Consider the following 16,386-nt stretch of genomic DNA (forward strand, 5'->3'; position numbering starts at 1 on the left):
CGCAGTATTCAGGCTCGGCCCGGCCAAGCCTGCACCAAGCCTTCGGCGGACGTTCGGGGCGCGGGACGTATCTCATGGGCGGGGGTACCCAGGTAGATGAAACCGATGATCTGCTCGTGCTCGGCCAGGCCCAGCCCTTCGGCCACGGAGCGGGCAAAGGAGAGCTCGCCGCTGCGCCACATGGCTCCGACCCCCTGGTCATAAGCGGCCAGTAACAGCCCATGCACCGCGCAACCCGCGGTAAGTACTTGTTCACTGGCCGGTACCTTGGGGTGTTCCTTGACCACGGCCACGGCCACTACGACCAAGGGCGCCCGCAATGGAGCCTTGCGCGCCTTCTCGATCGCTGCCTCGTTGCCCTCGCCACCCTTGGCCCTGGCGGCCTCGGCCAGCAATTCGCCCAACGCGTGGCGGGCCTCGCCTTCGATGGTCAGGAAGCGCCAGGGTCGCAGCTGACCATGGTCGGGGGCGCGCATACTGGCGTCGAACAACATTCGGCGCTGGTCTTCGGTGGGCGCCGGATCAACCAAGCGGCTGACGGACACACGTTCAAACAAGGCTTGCAGGGCTTCCATTGTCTCTTCCTATTCACCTGGGTCGGGCTAGTCTAACGTTTACAGCGCGCCGCTCGCAGGTAAAATGTGCGGCCCTTCTTAGCCAGCGTGGGCTCAATGTCACGGCAGACCCTCAGAGTCATCGGCTTCATCATTGGCATTTTCCTGCTTACGTTGGCCGTCAGCATGGCCGTGCCCATGCTGACCCTGGTATTGACCCAGCGCACCGAAGACCTTCACGCCTTTCTATGGGCCAGCTTGCTCACCTTCGGTGCCGGGCTGGCGCTGGTGGTACGCGGCCGCCCAGCGTCCAGCAACCTGCGGCCCCGGGATATGTACCTGCTGACCGTAAGCAGCTGGGTGCTGGTAGCGGTGTTCGCCGCCCTACCCTTCAGGTTTGCGGAAAACGTCAGCTACACCGACGCCTTTTTCGAGAGCATGTCTGGGATTACCGCCACCGGCTCCACGGTATTGAGCGGCCTGGACAGCATGTCACCGGGCATTTTGATCTGGCGCTCGCTGCTGCATTGGTTAGGCGGTATCGGCTTTATCGCCATGGCGGTAGCGATCTTGCCGCTGCTGCGCATCGGCGGCATGCGCCTGTTCCAGACAGAATCCTCGGACCGCTCCGAAAAGCTTATGCCACGCTCCCACATGGTGGCCAAATCCATCGTGCTGGTGTACGTAGGCATCACCACCCTGGGTACCTTGGCACTTTGGCTGGCCGGCATGGGGCTGTTCGATGCGATCAACCATGCCATGTCGGCCATTTCCACCGGGGGCTTTTCAACCTCGGACCTGTCCATGGCCAAGTGGTCTCAGCCTGCGGTGCATTGGGTTGCCATCGTACTGATGATCATGGGCAGCCTGCCCTTTACCCTTTACGTAGCTACCCTGCGCGGCCATTACTGGGCGCTGTGGCGGGACGATCAGGTTCGCGGTTTTATTGGGTTGCTGTTGCTGTGCTGGCTGGTGCTGGCCGCCTGGTACTGGTGGAGCACCCACCTGCCCTGGTATGAGGCGCTTCGCCATGTGGCCTTCAACGTAACGTCAGTGGTAACGACTACCGGCTTTGCCCTAGGGGATTACAGCCTATGGGGCAATTTTGCCCTGATGTTCTTCTTTTACCTGGGCTTCATCGGCGGCTGCTCCGGCTCCACGGCGGGGGGCATCAAGATTTTCCGCTTTCAGGTTGCGTTCATTCTGCTCAAAGCCAGTTTGAACCAACTGATTCACCCGCGGGCGGTGATCAGCCAGAAGTACAATCGGCACCGGCTGGACGAAGACATTGTGCGCTCCATCCTGACGTTCTCGTTTTTCTTCGCCTCCACCATCGGGCTGATTGCGCTGGCGTTGGGCCTACTGGGGCTTGATTGGATGACCGCCCTCACGGGCGCGGCCAGTACGGTGTCCGGCGTCGGCCCAGGGTTGGGCGATACCATAGGCCCGGCCGGCAATTTCGCACCGCTGCCCGATGCCGCCAAATGGCTGCTGTCCTTTGGCATGCTGTTGGGGCGGCTGGAAATCATCACGGTACTGGTGCTATGCGTACCGGCCTTCTGGCGACATTGAGGGGCGCTGGGCAATTGGCTATGCTCTGGCGGTGAGCAAGCCACCCGGAGGCCCTATGCACAACCCTAACAATGCTGAAACGCACAGCGATGGGTTCGTCAGCTTCGCGCAATTCTACCCTTACTACCTGGCCGAGCACCGTAACAGCACCAGCCGCCGGCTGCACTTCGTTGGCACCAGCCTGGTGATTGGTTTCTTAACCTACGCACTGGCCACGTTTAACCTGTGGCTACTGCTGGCAGTGCCAGTGCTGGGGTATGGTTTTGCCTGGGCCGGGCATTTCTTCTTCGAGCACAATCGCCCCGCTACCTTTCGTCACCCGGTCTACAGCCTGATGGGTGACTTCGCCATGTTCCGTGACTTGATCACCGGCAAACAGAGATTCTAAACCCCTACCGCGCCACTTAAGGAGAAAGCCCCGCGAGCAATTGCCGCGCGGCTTCACGGGTGGTGTCGTCGCCCTCTTCCATCAGCTCATGCAGTAGCCGGCTAGCCTGCCGTGGCTCACCTTGGGCTAGCAGCGCGCGGGCCTGGTCCAAGCGATCGGCGGCCTGAGCCTGGCTTTCGATGCTATCGAAATCGATGCTTAACTCGCCTAGGTCCGGCAACGGTTCCCCTGATAAATCAAAGTCGCTAGTGCCCTGCCCCGGGCTGTCGAATTGCATGCCGTCCAAGATTATAGGCTCGATGCCGGGCAGTATGACCGGCTCTTCAGAAAACCCATCGAGAAAGGCCGCATCCAGGTCGGGCTCATCCAGGGCGGGAGACCCCAGAGGCTCGTCGGCGAAATCGCTGAGAAACTCCTCCTCTGGCAGCTCCGTTACTTCAGGCAGTTCGCGAAGATTGGAGAAAAACAGCTCGTCCCCTGATACGGAGGGGTCGCTTTTTAACGGTTCGACTGCTGCCGCCACCCTTCCCGTCGGCGCCGGCGGCGCGTCGAAAGGGTCCATGGTCGACCAGTCGGCATCCAACGAAAGGTCGTCCAGGTTGAGCTGAAATTCATCGGCATCCCCTTCTCGCTTCGGGGGAGCAAGGTCTAATGGGTCCCCCAAGTCTCCAAGCGCATCGAAGTCGATGTCCAAATCCGAACTACTCTCAGCGGCAGGCGCTTGTATCAGGGGGGCGGATTCGGCTGTCACACCGGGGTTTGAGCTGACAGCAGGCTCGTTGAACCCTTGCTCAGCCAAGGCCGTGGTGGCAGCCATGCCAACCAGCGCGCCACCGGCGGTCAGTGCTGCAGCCGCGGGTGCCAAACGGGGGAAGCGGACACGGGTTTGTTCCAGTACAGCGTCCTGCTCACCATTGGTGCGTAGGGCTGCCTCCTCCTCGGCATAGGCGTGGGCATCGCCCTGTAGCCCCAGCACCTCCAGAATGCGCAGGCGCAGGTCGCGACGCTCGGGCTGGCGCTGTAAGCCTTCACGCAATACACCCAAGGCTTCGTTGAAGCGCCCATAGGCGATGTAGATACTGGCCGCATCCAAGGCATCGGTGGCAGGTGCCTGCTCTCGGCGCTGCGCCACTACCGGGCTGGGCGCCGGTAGTTCACTGTTGTCGGGTTCATCAACGGCCGCGGCAGCCACCGTGGCAGGCAGCACCACAGGCTCCGGCACCACGGCGCGCTGGCGGCGCCGTTGAAGTATCCAGGCGGCAATCAGTAGCGCCAACGCGATCAAGGCGCCCAGTTGTAGCAGCCAGGTAAGGTCATCGGTTTGGGGCGCTATGGCCAGGGGTGCCTGCGGCTGCGCGGCGGGAGGCGTGGCAGCCGGAGTGGTGGCTGGGTTGACCGCCAGGGTCGGGGACGGGCTGGCTGCCACTGCAGGCGTGGCCGATGTTACCGGTGCTGGCTGCTCGCTGGCCGTCGTGGGCTGTGGCTGGGTACCTGTCACGGTGGCTGGCTGATCAACCCTGGCTGGCGCACCGCTTACGGCAGCCGGTGCCGCAGCGGCCCGCGCAGCAGCCAGCGCCTGGGCTTCAGCCAAATGCGCCTGCAACTGCGCCAATTGTTCATCCTTCTCGGCGCGCTCATCTTCAAGGGTTTGCAGGTGGGCCTGAAGGTTATCCAGTGACTGCTGAAGCTGACGGTTCTGCGCCGCGGTCGCTGTCAGCGCTTCGCTGGCAGCGCCCTGGCCAGTGTTGGGGCTGGCCTGGGCATTTGTCTTGCGTGACGCCGCTGCTGGGGGTGTGGGCGGTGCCGAGGCTTGGGTAGGCAGGGGGGCCACGGAAGACACCGGCTCGGGCTGGACATTGGTCGGCAACAACGGCGGTGCCAGCGCCACGCTGCCTGGCGGGTCGATCAGCAGTGTATAGGTACGCAGTACCTGCCCGGAGGGCTGGGTCACCTGGACGATAAAGTTAAGGTAGGGTTCTACCACCACCTTGCTGGAACTCACATGGATGACTTTCCGGCCGTTTCTGAATAACGGCCTGAAGCGCAAATCGGTGAGGAAAAACGAGCGCTCGATACCCGCTTGGGCGAAGGTTTCAGCGCTTGCCAGGCTCACCGTGATATCGCCCTCCTCCAAGCCCGCGCTGTCCGACAGCTCAATATCGGCATTAAAGGGCTGATTGAGCGCCGAGTGCAGGCTGATCTCCCCCAGGCCAAGGGCCGCGGCAAGGCTTGACCAGGCCAGGGCACAGCCACCGAGTACCGAATACAAGGCCAGGCGCGCGGCCAAGCGAGGCGCGGGCCAGTGGGTACGGGTAAAACGCTTGCGCATGAGCATCCCTTGGGAACGGCTTCCACAGACTTCGTTATAGCTCGTGGTTGGCGAAACTCAAAGCGCCAACGCACGCCCAAGCTCAGGCGCGCTTTTCCAGATTGGCCAATAAACGGGCATGAACGGCCATGGCCGTGGCCATATCCTGCTCACTAATGCCGCCAAACAGCTCAACGCGCAATTCGTTGGCAATGGTTTCAATTTCTTTAATCACCGGCAAAGCTGACTCGCTAAGGCTGATTTGCTTGGCGCGCCTGTCTTCGACGACCGCCTGCCGACGTACCAGCCCCTGGGTTTCCAGGCTGTCCAGCAACCGCGCCAGGGTTGGCCCTTCGACCCCCACGCTTGCCGCCAGCTCGCGCTGGGTAGGGGCTGCTTCGAAGCGAGCCAGGTGCAGCAGCACCAACCAACGGGCTTGGGACAGCCCTAGCCCCGCCAGCCGCCGATCAAGCTCGGCGCGCCAGCCACGGGACAGTTGCGCCAGTTGCATGCCGAAGCGGTGTTCATCAGTCACAGGCATAGGTAGGTTCATCCAAATACAATTATTAGCGAGCCAAGCATGGCTGCCGAGCGCTGACAAGGCAGGCAAAGGCTTTGATCCCCTTTCCATGACCTGCCTCAGCCTAAAAGGCCTTAAACGATCGGGCTACAGTTCAAATTCCGATTGCAACGCGGCACGTACGCAATACAGCACGCCTTCAGGAACCTTACCTTCGAACTGCTCTGCAATATCGCTCACTGGTGGCAGCTCGCCTTCGCCGTCCAGGAAGGCATCCTGAATTTCGCTGAGCAGTTCGAAGGGAAGATCCAGCGCCTGCTCCAGCGACAGTTGCTGAGCGGTGATAGCTTCGGCCAACAAGCTGTAGACGTTTTTCTCCGTGCATTTGAGTTGGCCGGCGATCTGAGCAGGCGTCATGCCAGCCCTGGCCAGGCTCACCAGCTCGTGGCGCAGGTCTACGACCTGGACCGGCGCCGGCGCTTCACCGCCGCCCAGCACTTCCAGGAACGCTTGGCCATAGCGCTCCAGCTTGCGGGCGCCCACGCCACTGACCCGGCCCATGTTCGCCAGGCTGGTGGGCTGGCTGCGCAGCATCTCCAGCAACGTGGAGTCAGGGAAGATCACATAGGGCGGTACGCCATGCTCCTCCGCCAGGCGTCGACGCAAGGCACGCAAGGCTTCCCACTGCTCCCGCTCTTCGCCACGCACCAATTGGCTGGCCGGGCTACCACCGCTGGCCTTGGCAGCCGTTTGGGGCTTGAGCTCACGCCGCAGCGCCAGCGTCACCTCGCCGCGCAACAAGGGGCGGCAGGCGTCGGTCAGCCGCAGCCCGCCAAAGCCTTCTAGGTCCATGTCGGCCAATCCGCGAGCGACCAATTGGCGGTAGAGGGTGCGCCATTCGCCTTCCGTACGGCCCTTGCCCACCCCGAAAACGCTCAGACGCTCATGGCCGGCCGCGCGTATTTTTTCGTTGTCCCGGCCCAGCAGTACGTCCACCAAGTGGCCAACGCCGTAGCGCTGCCCGGTACGGAAGATAGCCGACAACGCCTGACGCGCCGGCTCGGTGGCGTCCCAGGTTTGCACGCCATCCACGCAATTGTCGCAGTGGCCGCAGGGCTCTGGCAGGATTTCATCGAAATACGCCAGCAGCGCCTGGCGTCGGCAGCGGGTTTCCTCGCACAGCGCCAGCATGGCATCAAGCTTGTGCTGCTCGACCCGTTTGTGGCGTTCATCGCCTTCGGAATTCTGCATCATCTGCTTAAGCATCAGCACGTCTTGCAGGCCATAAGCCATCCAGGCATCGGCGGGTAAGCCGTCACGCCCGGCGCGGCCAGTTTCCTGGTAATAGGCTTCCAGCGATTTGGGCAGGTCCAGGTGCGCCACGTAGCGCACGTTGGGCTTGTCGATTCCCATGCCGAACGCGATGGTTGCCACCATGATCAGCCCTTCCTCATTGAGAAAGCGCTTCTGGTTGGCGGCACGCGTTTCCGCCGGCAGGCCCGCGTGATAAGGCAGGGCGGGAAAGCCTTGCTCCACCAGTTGCGCGGCCACTTCGTCTACTTTTTTTCGCGACAGGCAATAAATGATGCCCGCATCGCCCTTGCGCTCGCCGAGGAACGCCAGCAGCTGCTTGCGCGGCTGCTCCTTGGGCACGATGCGGTAGAAAATATTGGGGCGGTCAAAGCTTGATAAAAAGCGCTCGGCGTCGTGCAGCCCCAGGCGCTTGACGATCTCTTCGCGGGTGCGCTTGTCGGCGGTGGCGGTCAGCGCCATGCGCGGCACGTCTGGGAACAGCTCGGCCAATTGGCTGAGTTGCAGGTACTCCGGGCGGAAATCATGGCCCCATTGGGACACGCAATGGGCTTCATCGATAGCGAACAAGGCCACATCGAGCTGGTGGAGGAAGTTCAGCATCCTTGGCTGCAATAGCCGTTCCGGCGCCAGGTACAAGAGTTTGATGTCCCCCTGGCGCAGGCGTACCGCCAGCTCACGCTGTTGCTCGGCGCTGAGGGTCGAGTTGAGGGCCGCGGCGGGCACGCCCAGTTCCTCCAGCGTGGCCACCTGGTCATCCATCAGCGCGATCAAGGGCGAGACCACGATGGTCAGCCCTTCGCGCAACAGAGCCGGCACCTGGTAGCACAAGGACTTGCCGCCCCCGGTAGGCATCAGCACCAGCGCATCACCGCCGCGGGCCACGCGCTCGATGATCGCCCCCTGGCTGCCACGGAAACTGTCGTAGCCGAAGACGTCCTTGAGAACACGTTGTGCCTGTTCGAGCATGCATCACTCCACGAATCGCCACGCCGCCCGCGCAGGCAGCCGGTCGCAAAAAAGGCCGCTAGTATACCAAAGTGCCGAAGCACAGCGGTTTTCCGTACCTGGCGGTGGCGCTCAACCGCCATCAGGGCCTAGAATTGACCATTGTCATTTCTCTCCAAGGTAGCAATTCATGTCCTTCGCCGAGCAACTCACCCGCCTGCAAGTCTTCCTGGACGCCGATGAGCTCCATGAAGAAGCGCTGGACTACGTAGCGGCGCATGGCTACCTGACCGCGCTGTCCATCTCCACCGAAGAGGTGCCAGAGCGTGAATGGATCGACGCGCTGTTCGCCGAAGAGCCTCGCTATAACGATGCCGCCGAACGCGAAGCCATCGAGGCTACGTTGATCCAGCTCAAGGCGCACATCGCCAAGCAGCTGGCCAGCGATGACGAATTCGAGCTGCCCTGCGACCTGGACCTGGGCGACACCCCAGACGAGTCCGACCTGCGCGGCTGGTGTATCGGCTTTATGGAGGGGGTATTCCTGCGCGAAGCTGCCTGGTTCGAGTCAGCCGAAGACGAAGTCAGCGAGCTGCTGTTGCCGATCATGGTGGGGTCTGGTTTATTCGACGAACAGCCAGAATTCGCCGATATCGCCAGCGACCCTGACCTGCAGTCGGAAATGGTGGTGCAGATTCCGGAGATCCTGACCGGGCTGTTTTTGCTCAGCCATGCCCCGGATGAAAAGCCTGCCCTGCTTAAGCCCCGCAAGCATTGATTCCACGATTAACCACAAGCTGTAGCCTGCCCTGCCCATAGGAGCGAGCGCAGGCTCGCGAACAGCGCTTACCTGATGGCGTGCCATACCACATTCGCGAGCCTTGCTCGCTCCTACAGACGAGATGCGTCGCCTGTAGGAGCGAGCAAGGCTCGCGAATAGGCATTACACTGTGCTGTCGACCTTCAGCGAGTGATCGCCCAGCAGGCCGTTGATGATGGCCGAATTGTTCTGCAGCCCCACCACCGCGCCGCTTGGGTCGGTACTTACATTGTAGGCTTGGGCCACGTTCACGTGCTGCAGGTCAATGCTCTGTACCGGTGCCGCGCCTGGGGTGGTGCTGATGTCGATGGTGGATACCAGGCTATCGCCGCTACCGCTGACCTTGAAGCTCAGCAAGTTCTCCAGCCCGCTTTTGGCGGCATCCCCCAATAGCGCGCCCAAATCCAGGGTATCGGTGCCAAGTTGGAAGTCCGTCACCGTATCGGTGCCAGCATCGCCGGCCTGCCAGACGAAGGTGTCCGCCCCGCCGCCGCCGGTCAGGGTGTCGTTGCCGGCACCCCCAATCAGCGTGTCGTTGCCAGCCCCGCCAAACAGTTGGTCGTCGCCCTTGCCGCCATTCATCACCAGGCCTGAGTCGCCGGCATGGAAGATATCGTTGTAGTCCGAGCCCACCAGTTGCTCGATGCCGGTCAGGGTCTCCCCCGCCGCCCAGCCGCCAGTGTTGCCTTCGCCACGCAGGTCTACGGTCACCGCGCTAGTGGCCGCTTCATAGCTCACCGTGTCGAAGCCCGTGCCACCGTCGAGCACTACCGTATGAGCCCCGGCCAGCAACAGGTCGTTGCCCGCGCCGCCGTGCAGCTCATCAGTGCCCTGGCCGCCTACCAAGGTGTCATCACCGTCAGTGCCGGTGACCACCTGAGTGCTAGCTTGCTCTGCCGTCACCAAAGCACTGGCATGGCCAGCGCTGTCGTGGTCTGCGGTAGGTTCAGCCGTGGTAGAAGCCGCGGCAGTATGTACGCTGCTGTAATCCAGGTTCAGGTTCAGCTGGTAGCTCTCGCTGCTGGCTGTAGGTTCTGCCTGGGTTACCTTGACATGATAGGTACCATCGCTGCCAGCGATCAAAGTACTGCCTACAAGCGCTGTATAGCTGCCGTCCCCCACTGCGTAGCTTAGGGTTGCCGCGCCACTGCTCACCGCGGCCGAATCCAGGTGCAGGGCTTCACCCTGACGCAAATTCACACTCAGCGTATCGCTAGCGTCGGCCGGCTGCGCGCCGCCTAGTGTTCCGGTGATCAACAGCGCCGCCGTCAAGGCCAGGGTATTGGCATAGAACTGCGCGCGCTGTACCTCAAGGCTGTTACCAGCCACGGCCAAGGTAGCCGCACGGGTAGCGGTAAAGTCAGCGCCAGCGGACGCAAGGCTGTTATCTACCACAATGGCGTTGGACGCGCTCATCACGCTGGCAACGCTGCTGGCCGGTGCCGCGCCGCCATTCACGTTGATGGTCAAGGTAGAACCCGCCGCGTCGCCGTCGTTGTCGACCAGGCTATAGCCGATCTGCTCGGTGGTACCGGCCTTGCCTGAAGCTGCGTCGTAACGGTACTGGCCGTTTTCAACGTTGATGGCGAAGGTGCCGCCCTGGGTGGTGGTGATGGTAAGGAAATGGCTGGTGCTGTCGAAGCTCCAGTTACCCGCCCCACCCGACGCGCTGACCGCGCCTTTGCCGTCGAAGGTGTAGTTTACGCCATCGACGCTAACGCCCTGTATATGGCCGCCGTCGGCACCGAACTTCGCCGCGTTGGCCAGGCTGCCGGTCACCGAGCCGCCACCCACGGTACCGTTGAGTACGGCGGGCAGCTGCGAGAGGTCAGTCACTACCACAGGAGGCGTGTCTGTACCGGTAGTGCCGTCATAGGCGATGGGGTCAAGGTACACAGCCTTGGCGCTCGGCCCCATGCCAATGGCATAGGACTGAATCTGGTTGTTGGATAAGAAGGTCTGCCATGCGGCTTGCTCCCCCGTATCGATGCCGTCGCCCAGGGCGGTGTCGGTTTTGTTGCCCGACTGACCATTGCCGGTCTTGGGCCGCTCATCCGACAGCGTAGGGTTGCCGTCAGACAGGAAATAACTCACGTTTTGCGCGTTGGTCAACTTACCCGCGGTCGCCCAGGCTTGCTCGGCCCCGTTGAGCGCATAGTCGTAGTTGGTCCCGCCCCCGTGAGTGATGTTGTCGCTGGCGATGGCGGCGCGCGCTTCGGCCACGGTCATCCACTCGGTGCTCAGCACCTTCTCATGGTTGTTGAAGGTCACAATCTGTACCTTCACATCCCCCAGCGCGTCGTACTTGCCCAACAGTTCGTTGATGGCCTGCTTGGCCAGGTCCAACCGCGACAGGCCGTTGACCTTGGAGCTCTGCCCCATGCTGTTGGATACATCCAGCACCAGCAGCACGTTGGTGTTGGCATTCGCGCTAGCCACGGTTTCAGTGACGGGCGCGGCAACAGGCCGGTCATCTTCGATACGCACGTTGAGCCAGGCGCTGCCCTTGTCGCCGTCGCTATCGGTGGCGATCAGGTGGAAGTCCTCAGACAGCTCGTTCTGAGCCTTGCCATCATTGTTTTGCTGGGCCTGGGACAAGGTGTAGCTGTAGCTGACCACGCCAGTGGTGGCATTGTAATCGGTAATGGTCAGGGCATTGCCCAACTGGCCCGTGATGGTCACCGGCAGGCCAGTGGCGTTGCCGCCGATCACATCCACGCCATCAATGGTCAGGGTGGTCAGGCCGTCCTTCGCGTTGAGGGTGAAGGTACCCGTGCGGGTTAGCGCGTCGGCATCAGGGCTGGTGCCGCCAGGTAGGTTGGCTTCGAATACACGTTGCTCGCCGCCGTCCACGCCCAGGTTGATAAAGGTGACAGGGTCGTCCAGGTTCTGCACGTTCACCGTCAGGTTGGCGCGGGCCGTGTCACCATCACTGTCGATAATGGAGTAACCGAAGGTTTCGGTAGCGGTGCCAACCGCTGCACCGCTGGCCAGTAATGCCTTGTAAGCGGTGCCGTTGGTATCCAAGGTGTAGGTGTAACTGCCGTCTGCCGCCAGCACCAGCGTGCCGTAGGTACCTACATACGTGCCTGGGTTGGTCACGGGCGAGGCTATCGCATCAGCGCCCAAGGCATCGTTGCTCAGCACATTGCCGCTGGCCACGGTGGTGTTGTCATCGACGTTGGCGCTGTCGTCGCGGGCAACGGGATTATCGTCTTCGATCCGTATATTGAGCCAGGCGGTACCGGAATCGCCGTCCCGGTCGGTGGCCACCACGCGGAAGTCTTCGGACAGTTCATTGCGGTCCAGGTTATGTTCCTGAGCCACGGAGAGCGTGTAGCTGTAGCTCACCACGCCAGTGGCCGCATCGAAGCCAGTGATGGTCAGGGCATTGCCCAACTGCCCGGTAATGGTGACAGGCAGGCCGGTAGCAGCACCACCGATCACATCCACGCCGTCGATGGTCAGGGTAGCCAGGCCATCCTTGGCATCGAGGGTGAAGGTGCCAGTGCGTGTCAGCGCGGCGGCATCCGGGTCGGTACCTGTGCTGAGGTTAGCCTCGAAGACCCGCTGCTCGCCGCCATCCTGACCGAGGTTACGGATAATGACCGGGTCATCCAGGTTGGTCAGGTTCAAGGTCAAGGACGCCGTGCTGCTATCGCCGTCGGAGTCGTTAAGCGTGTAGGTGAAGGTGTCGGTGGCCGAACGTCCGCCGAACAGGTCCTGGAAGTTCGTGCCCGCGGTATTGAGCGTATAGGTGTAGCTGCCATCGGCGGCCAGCACCAGGGTGCCGTAGGTGCCTGTGAAGGTACCCGCGGTCACGCCCCCGGTCGCGATGGCATCGGCGCCCTGAGTGTCGTTATCCAATACATTGCCGGTGATGCTGGTCAGCTGTTCGGTGACAGGTACGCTCTGGGTATCGGCAACGGCCGTGGGCACGTCGTCCTGGATGACAACATCCAAGGTACCATTAGCCGTAGACCCGTTGGCGTCCACGGCAACGACCGCAATGCTTTCGCCCAAGGTATTGGCGCCGTCGCCCGCAGGGTGCGCGGCGTTATCTACCAGGGTGTAGGTATAGGTCAGCGTGCCAGAGGCCAGGTCGAAACCGGTCACGGTCAACTGGTTACCGTCATCGGTGGTCAACGACTGGCCCACCCCCACAACCTGCCCTGCCCGCACCACTTCCAGGGTGCCGATCAGCAGGCTGCTCAGCCCATCGGGCGCATTCACAGTAAAGCTACCGGCCTGAGTGAGCGCGGCGGCGTCGGGGCTTGAGCCCTTGGCGAGGTTAGCTTCGTTTACCGCGACTTCGCCGCCTGTTATGTCCAGGCCACCCAGGGTGACGGGGTTATCCGTGGGTGTAGATACAGGCGGCGTTGGCGGCAAGGGCGTGCCCGGGTTAGTGCCCGGGTTAGTTGGAGTACCTGGTACGCCCGGCGTGCCAGCGTCCACATCGACCAACGGTGGCAGCGTAGGGTCCGGGAACTCCGGGGCTACGGGCAGGCCCGCGGTCGGGAAGCCAATGGTCGGGTCTACCGCGCCACCCACTTCTTCAAGCAGTACGAAACTGTGGCCACCACCGCCACTGGGCACGCCAGTCGGGCCGGTAGCGGTAGGGCCAGCGGCGGTAGGCTCGGAGACCTGGGTAGGGTCTTCGCCCGCGGCGATGGCTTGTTGCAAGGCGTTCACATCGTCAAGCGCGGTATCGGCCACGCGCTCATCGAGAATCTGGATGTCTGGAGCTTGGTTGTGAAGCAGGCCATCAGTCAGCGCAAGGCTGCTGCCACGGCCCAAGGCAATATCCTGGCCGTTCTGCAAGTGGACCGAGATGGCGCCACCTACGCCCGTATCGAGCTGCTCACCCGCATAGACCCGATCGCCTTCGACCAGGATACGACGCGAGCCATCACCGGCGACCGCGAATACTTGACCTACTACCTTGCTGACCACACCGATCAAGGTTGCCATTTGCCCCACTCCTCCAATGCTGACCGGCACCGGTCGCTGCGCAAGAAGACAGAAAATAATCCGGGGAGTTCACAACAAGGCTGGCAACTTGCTACCCTTTGCCGTGTCAAAGTTTCGTGAAAAAAGGGTGTTTATTGAAAAATCAAACACTTACGTTTTTCCTACACTTTTTGTCGCATTTGAGCGAGAAGATGCTTTCTTTAATGTTGGCGACAGAAAACCGTCACTTTCATTACTGCCCAAATCCGTCTGGAGTACGATCCACCTCACCCTTGCCACAGGGGTTGCCGCTGCCGTTAGAAATTCGCTGTACCCCGCCACACGCGGAGCTTTCAGCCAAATGAACACGTGTAAGATGAACTGAAACCTAAAAAGGCACATAAGTTTTTTTAGGAATAAGCGTTATGAGAAAAAGGTATTAGCAACAAAGAATTTTCTGTGGAGCTGTGGTGTTAGCATCCGCACACGGAAGCACATAGATTTCCGCCAAAAAAATGGCGACTGCCATAACTAGGGACAGGGAGAAGTAATTCGATGCGCACCTTTACACCCATCTGCAGCGCGGTGTTACTGGCGCTGGGGGCTATGCAAGCCCACGCCATGACGCTTCAGGAGGCCATTCAGAGCACCGTGGATACTCACCCGGAGCTGCAATCGAATATCAATAGTCGCCTCGCCGCCGATGAAGACGTAAAGATCGCTCGTGGCGCTTACTTGCCTAGCGTCGATTTCGTTGGCGGTTACGGTCGAGAAAACTCTGATACGCCAACCACCCGCGCTCAGGGTGGCCACCATAAAGAGTTACTGACTTACACCACGTCCGAACTGCGCGTACGGCAAATGTTGTTCGACGGCTCCAGCGCCACCCGTGAAGTGTCGCGCACCCAGTCGGTGTCCAACTCCCGCGCCTTTTATGTGCAAGGCGTGGCCCAGGACCTGGCCCTGAGGGCGGTGGAGGTGTACCTGGAAGTGCTCAAGCGGCGCGAACTGGTTGACCTGGCCAAAAACAACCTGCAAGCCCACTTGCGGGTGAACGATCAGATCGGCCTGCGTACCGAGCGTGGCATCGGCAGCACCGCCGACAGCGACCAGTCCCGCGCCCGCCGCGCGCTGGCCGAGAACAACTACCAGACCGCCATGGTGGACCTGGCCGACGCTGAAGCGAACTTCTTCAGCGCCACTGGCCGCATGCCCGACGAACTGGAAGCGCCCGCGACCATTCGTGGCGAGCTGCCTGCGGAAATTGCCCAGGCACGTCAGTCGATGATCGACAACAACCCGTACCTGAAATCGGCCCAGGCCGACGTGCAGGCCGCCGAGCAGCAGTACGAAGGCGCTAAATCCCAGTTCTATCCACGGGTGGATGCAGAAGTCGCGGTTGGGGCCAACAACAACATTTCTGGCGAAGAAGGCCATGCCAACGATTGGCGTGCCGGCGTTGCGGTGAGCTACAACCTGTTCCGCGGCGGCAGCGACAAGGCTCGCCTGCAGGCTGACGCGCACCGCATCAATCAGGCCATGGACATTCGTAACAATGCCCTGCGCAGCATGAACGAGAACATGTCCCTGGCTTGGAACGCCATGCTCAACGCTCGCCAGCAAGCCCCGAGCGCGCGTGAGTATGCCGAAACCACCACCCGCGTGCGCGCGGCCTACCAGAACCAGTTCGGCTTGGGCCAACGTACCTTGCTGGACTTGCTGGACAGCGAGAACGAGTTGTACAACGCCAACCGTCGTTACACCGAAGTACGTTACACCGAGGAATACTCGATGTACCGGGTGTTGGCCAATATGGGTGAAATCCTGCCGAAGGCCAAAGTCGTTCTGCCTGCCACTGCCGTGGCGAAGTCCGACGTAAAGAGCGAAGCGCACCTGCCTGATATGCGCTAAGCGTTAAGCGAGGGTTCGCCAGCTTGCGTGCTCCTACAGCGGTGGTAGGAGCACGCAAGCTGGCGAATGCTTAATCGACCTGCTCAGGGTTGATGATCAGAATCACTTTCCCAGACACCTTGTTGCTCGCCAATTCCGCGAACGCAGCTTCTGCCTCGTGCGCGGGGAAGGTAGCGGCGATCTGTGGGCTCAACCGGCCCTCGGTGAACAGCGGCAATACGTGCTGACCCAGTTCACGAAGCAGCTCGGCCTTGAAGGCATCGTCACGGCTGCGCAGGGTAGAGCCGATCAGCTGAATACGCTTGCCCAGCATTATCCCCATATCCAGCTTGGCATCGCGCCCACCCATGGTACCGATCAGCACCCAACGGGCGTCGCGGGCGGCAACTTCCTGGTTAAGCTCGGCATAACTGGCGCCCACCGGATCGAGTATCACGTCGAATGGCCCATGGTCTTTCAACCCTGGCAACCCGTCGCCGCGCAGCACGCCGCCCTGGGCGCCAAGCTTCTCGCAATAGGCCAAGCGCTCCGCCGAACCCACGGTGACCCACGTAGGGTTGCCGAATGCCTTGCACAGCTGAATGGCCGCCGAGCCGATACCGCTGGCACCGGCGTGCAGCAGGACTTTCTCGCCAGGCTGCAGGGCAGCGAGCTGGAACAGGTTGAGCCAGACCGTGCTGTACACCTCAAGAATGCCTGCGGCCTCTACCAGCGTAAGGCCTTCTGGCACGGGCAGTACATGGCGGGCGTCTACTACGACTTCCTCGGCCATGCCGCCGCCGGCTAACAATGTACAAACCCGGTCACCCACGTTCCAGGCCACACCGGCCCCGACTTCGCTGATCACACCCGCACACTCCAGGCCTAGTACTTCACTGGCCCCCGGTGGTGGCGGATAGTGCCCCGAACGCTGTAATAAATCGGCTCGATTGAGCCCGGCGGCGGCTACGCGTATGCGCACTTGCCCTACGTCGCATGCAGGTGTTGGGTAATCTGCCCATTCCACATGCCCTTCCATGCCTTGCAATGCCTTCACGGTACCTCCATAGTTGAGCCAGAGTGAGCCCCGCGCCATAGCGTGGGGTTTTTTGCATTATGTGACTT

General features: G+C 61.5%; 10 protein-coding genes. 4 read left to right on the top strand and 6 right to left on the bottom strand.

The genetic code is table 11. From position 1 onward, the window contains the following. Positions 1–8: 8 nt before the first annotated feature. Entirely contained in the window at positions 9–575 is a 567-nt protein-coding gene (locus tag ACWKV4_RS11390) for an NAD(P)H nitroreductase (protein WP_483832186.1), read from the bottom strand. 96 nt (positions 576–671) lie between these two features. On the opposite strand from ACWKV4_RS11390, the gene ACWKV4_RS11395 reads away from it, so the two are divergent. Further along, positions 672–2,126, top strand: a complete 1,455-nt coding sequence (locus tag ACWKV4_RS11395; protein WP_483832187.1) for a TrkH family potassium uptake protein — start codon at positions 672–674, stop codon at positions 2,124–2,126. Between the two features lie 55 nt (positions 2,127–2,181). Continuing rightward, positions 2,182–2,514 (top strand): Mpo1-like protein, encoded by a 333-nt coding sequence (locus ACWKV4_RS11400; RefSeq protein ID WP_483832188.1) that lies wholly within the window; start codon positions 2,182–2,184, stop codon positions 2,512–2,514. Positions 2,515–2,530: 16 nt separating this feature from the next. On the opposite strand, the gene ACWKV4_RS11405 is transcribed toward ACWKV4_RS11400, so the two are convergent. The 3 genes from ACWKV4_RS11405 to recQ form a co-directional block, all read right to left on the bottom strand. Further along, positions 2,531–4,843 (bottom strand): FimV/HubP family polar landmark protein, encoded by a 2,313-nt coding sequence (locus ACWKV4_RS11405; protein WP_483832189.1) that lies wholly within the window; start codon positions 4,841–4,843, stop codon positions 2,531–2,533. Between the two features lie 82 nt (positions 4,844–4,925). Then, positions 4,926–5,363 carry a MarR family transcriptional regulator gene (locus ACWKV4_RS11410; RefSeq protein WP_483832190.1) on the bottom strand — a complete coding sequence of 146 codons (438 nt, stop codon included), beginning with the start codon at positions 5,361–5,363 and terminating at the stop codon, positions 4,926–4,928. A 126-nt stretch (positions 5,364–5,489) separates the two neighbouring features. Further along, entirely contained in the window at positions 5,490–7,622 is a 2,133-nt protein-coding gene (gene recQ / locus ACWKV4_RS11415) for a DNA helicase RecQ (RefSeq protein ID WP_483832191.1), read from the bottom strand. A gap of 169 nt (positions 7,623–7,791) precedes the next feature. Between recQ and ACWKV4_RS11420 the strand changes: the two genes are divergently transcribed. After that, positions 7,792–8,379 carry a UPF0149 family protein gene (locus ACWKV4_RS11420; RefSeq protein ID WP_483832192.1) on the top strand — a complete coding sequence of 196 codons (588 nt, stop codon included), beginning with the start codon at positions 7,792–7,794 and terminating at the stop codon, positions 8,377–8,379. Between the two features lie 165 nt (positions 8,380–8,544). Here the strand turns inward: ACWKV4_RS11420 and ACWKV4_RS11425 are convergent, their stop codons facing one another. Next, positions 8,545–13,392 carry a retention module-containing protein gene (locus ACWKV4_RS11425; protein ID WP_483832193.1) on the bottom strand — a complete coding sequence of 1,616 codons (4,848 nt, stop codon included), beginning with the start codon at positions 13,390–13,392 and terminating at the stop codon, positions 8,545–8,547. A gap of 534 nt (positions 13,393–13,926) precedes the next feature. On the opposite strand from ACWKV4_RS11425, the gene ACWKV4_RS11430 reads away from it, so the two are divergent. Next, a complete protein-coding gene (locus ACWKV4_RS11430; RefSeq protein ID WP_483832194.1) occupies positions 13,927–15,282 on the top strand; it encodes a TolC family outer membrane protein in 1,356 nt (451 codons plus the stop codon). A 70-nt stretch (positions 15,283–15,352) separates the two neighbouring features. On the opposite strand, the gene ACWKV4_RS11435 is transcribed toward ACWKV4_RS11430, so the two are convergent. Continuing rightward, positions 15,353–16,318 carry an NAD(P)H-quinone oxidoreductase gene (locus tag ACWKV4_RS11435; protein WP_483832195.1) on the bottom strand — a complete coding sequence of 322 codons (966 nt, stop codon included), beginning with the start codon at positions 16,316–16,318 and terminating at the stop codon, positions 15,353–15,355. Positions 16,319–16,386: the final 68 nt, after the last annotated feature.

The organism is Pseudomonas artemisiae, from assembly GCF_057128685.1.

Bases quoted from the DNA above. Each gene is read 5' to 3' on its own strand.
- ACWKV4_RS11390 (WP_483832186.1), bottom strand. From the start codon at position 575: ATGGAAGCCCTGCAAGCCTTGTTTGAACGTGTGTCCGTCAGCCGCTTG.
- ACWKV4_RS11405 (WP_483832189.1), bottom strand. From the start codon at position 4,843: ATGCGCAAGCGTTTTACCCGTACCCACTGGCCCGCGCCTCGCTTGGCC.
- ACWKV4_RS11395 (WP_483832187.1), top strand. From the start codon at position 672: ATGTCACGGCAGACCCTCAGAGTCATCGGCTTCATCATTGGCATTTTC.
- ACWKV4_RS11430 (WP_483832194.1), top strand. From the start codon at position 13,927: ATGCGCACCTTTACACCCATCTGCAGCGCGGTGTTACTGGCGCTGGGG.
- recQ (WP_483832191.1), bottom strand. From the start codon at position 7,622: ATGCTCGAACAGGCACAACGTGTTCTCAAGGACGTCTTCGGCTACGAC.
- ACWKV4_RS11420 (WP_483832192.1), top strand. From the start codon at position 7,792: ATGTCCTTCGCCGAGCAACTCACCCGCCTGCAAGTCTTCCTGGACGCC.
- ACWKV4_RS11400 (WP_483832188.1), top strand. From the start codon at position 2,182: ATGCACAACCCTAACAATGCTGAAACGCACAGCGATGGGTTCGTCAGC.
- ACWKV4_RS11425 (WP_483832193.1), bottom strand. From the start codon at position 13,392: ATGGCAACCTTGATCGGTGTGGTCAGCAAGGTAGTAGGTCAAGTATTC.
- ACWKV4_RS11410 (WP_483832190.1), bottom strand. From the start codon at position 5,363: ATGCCTGTGACTGATGAACACCGCTTCGGCATGCAACTGGCGCAACTG.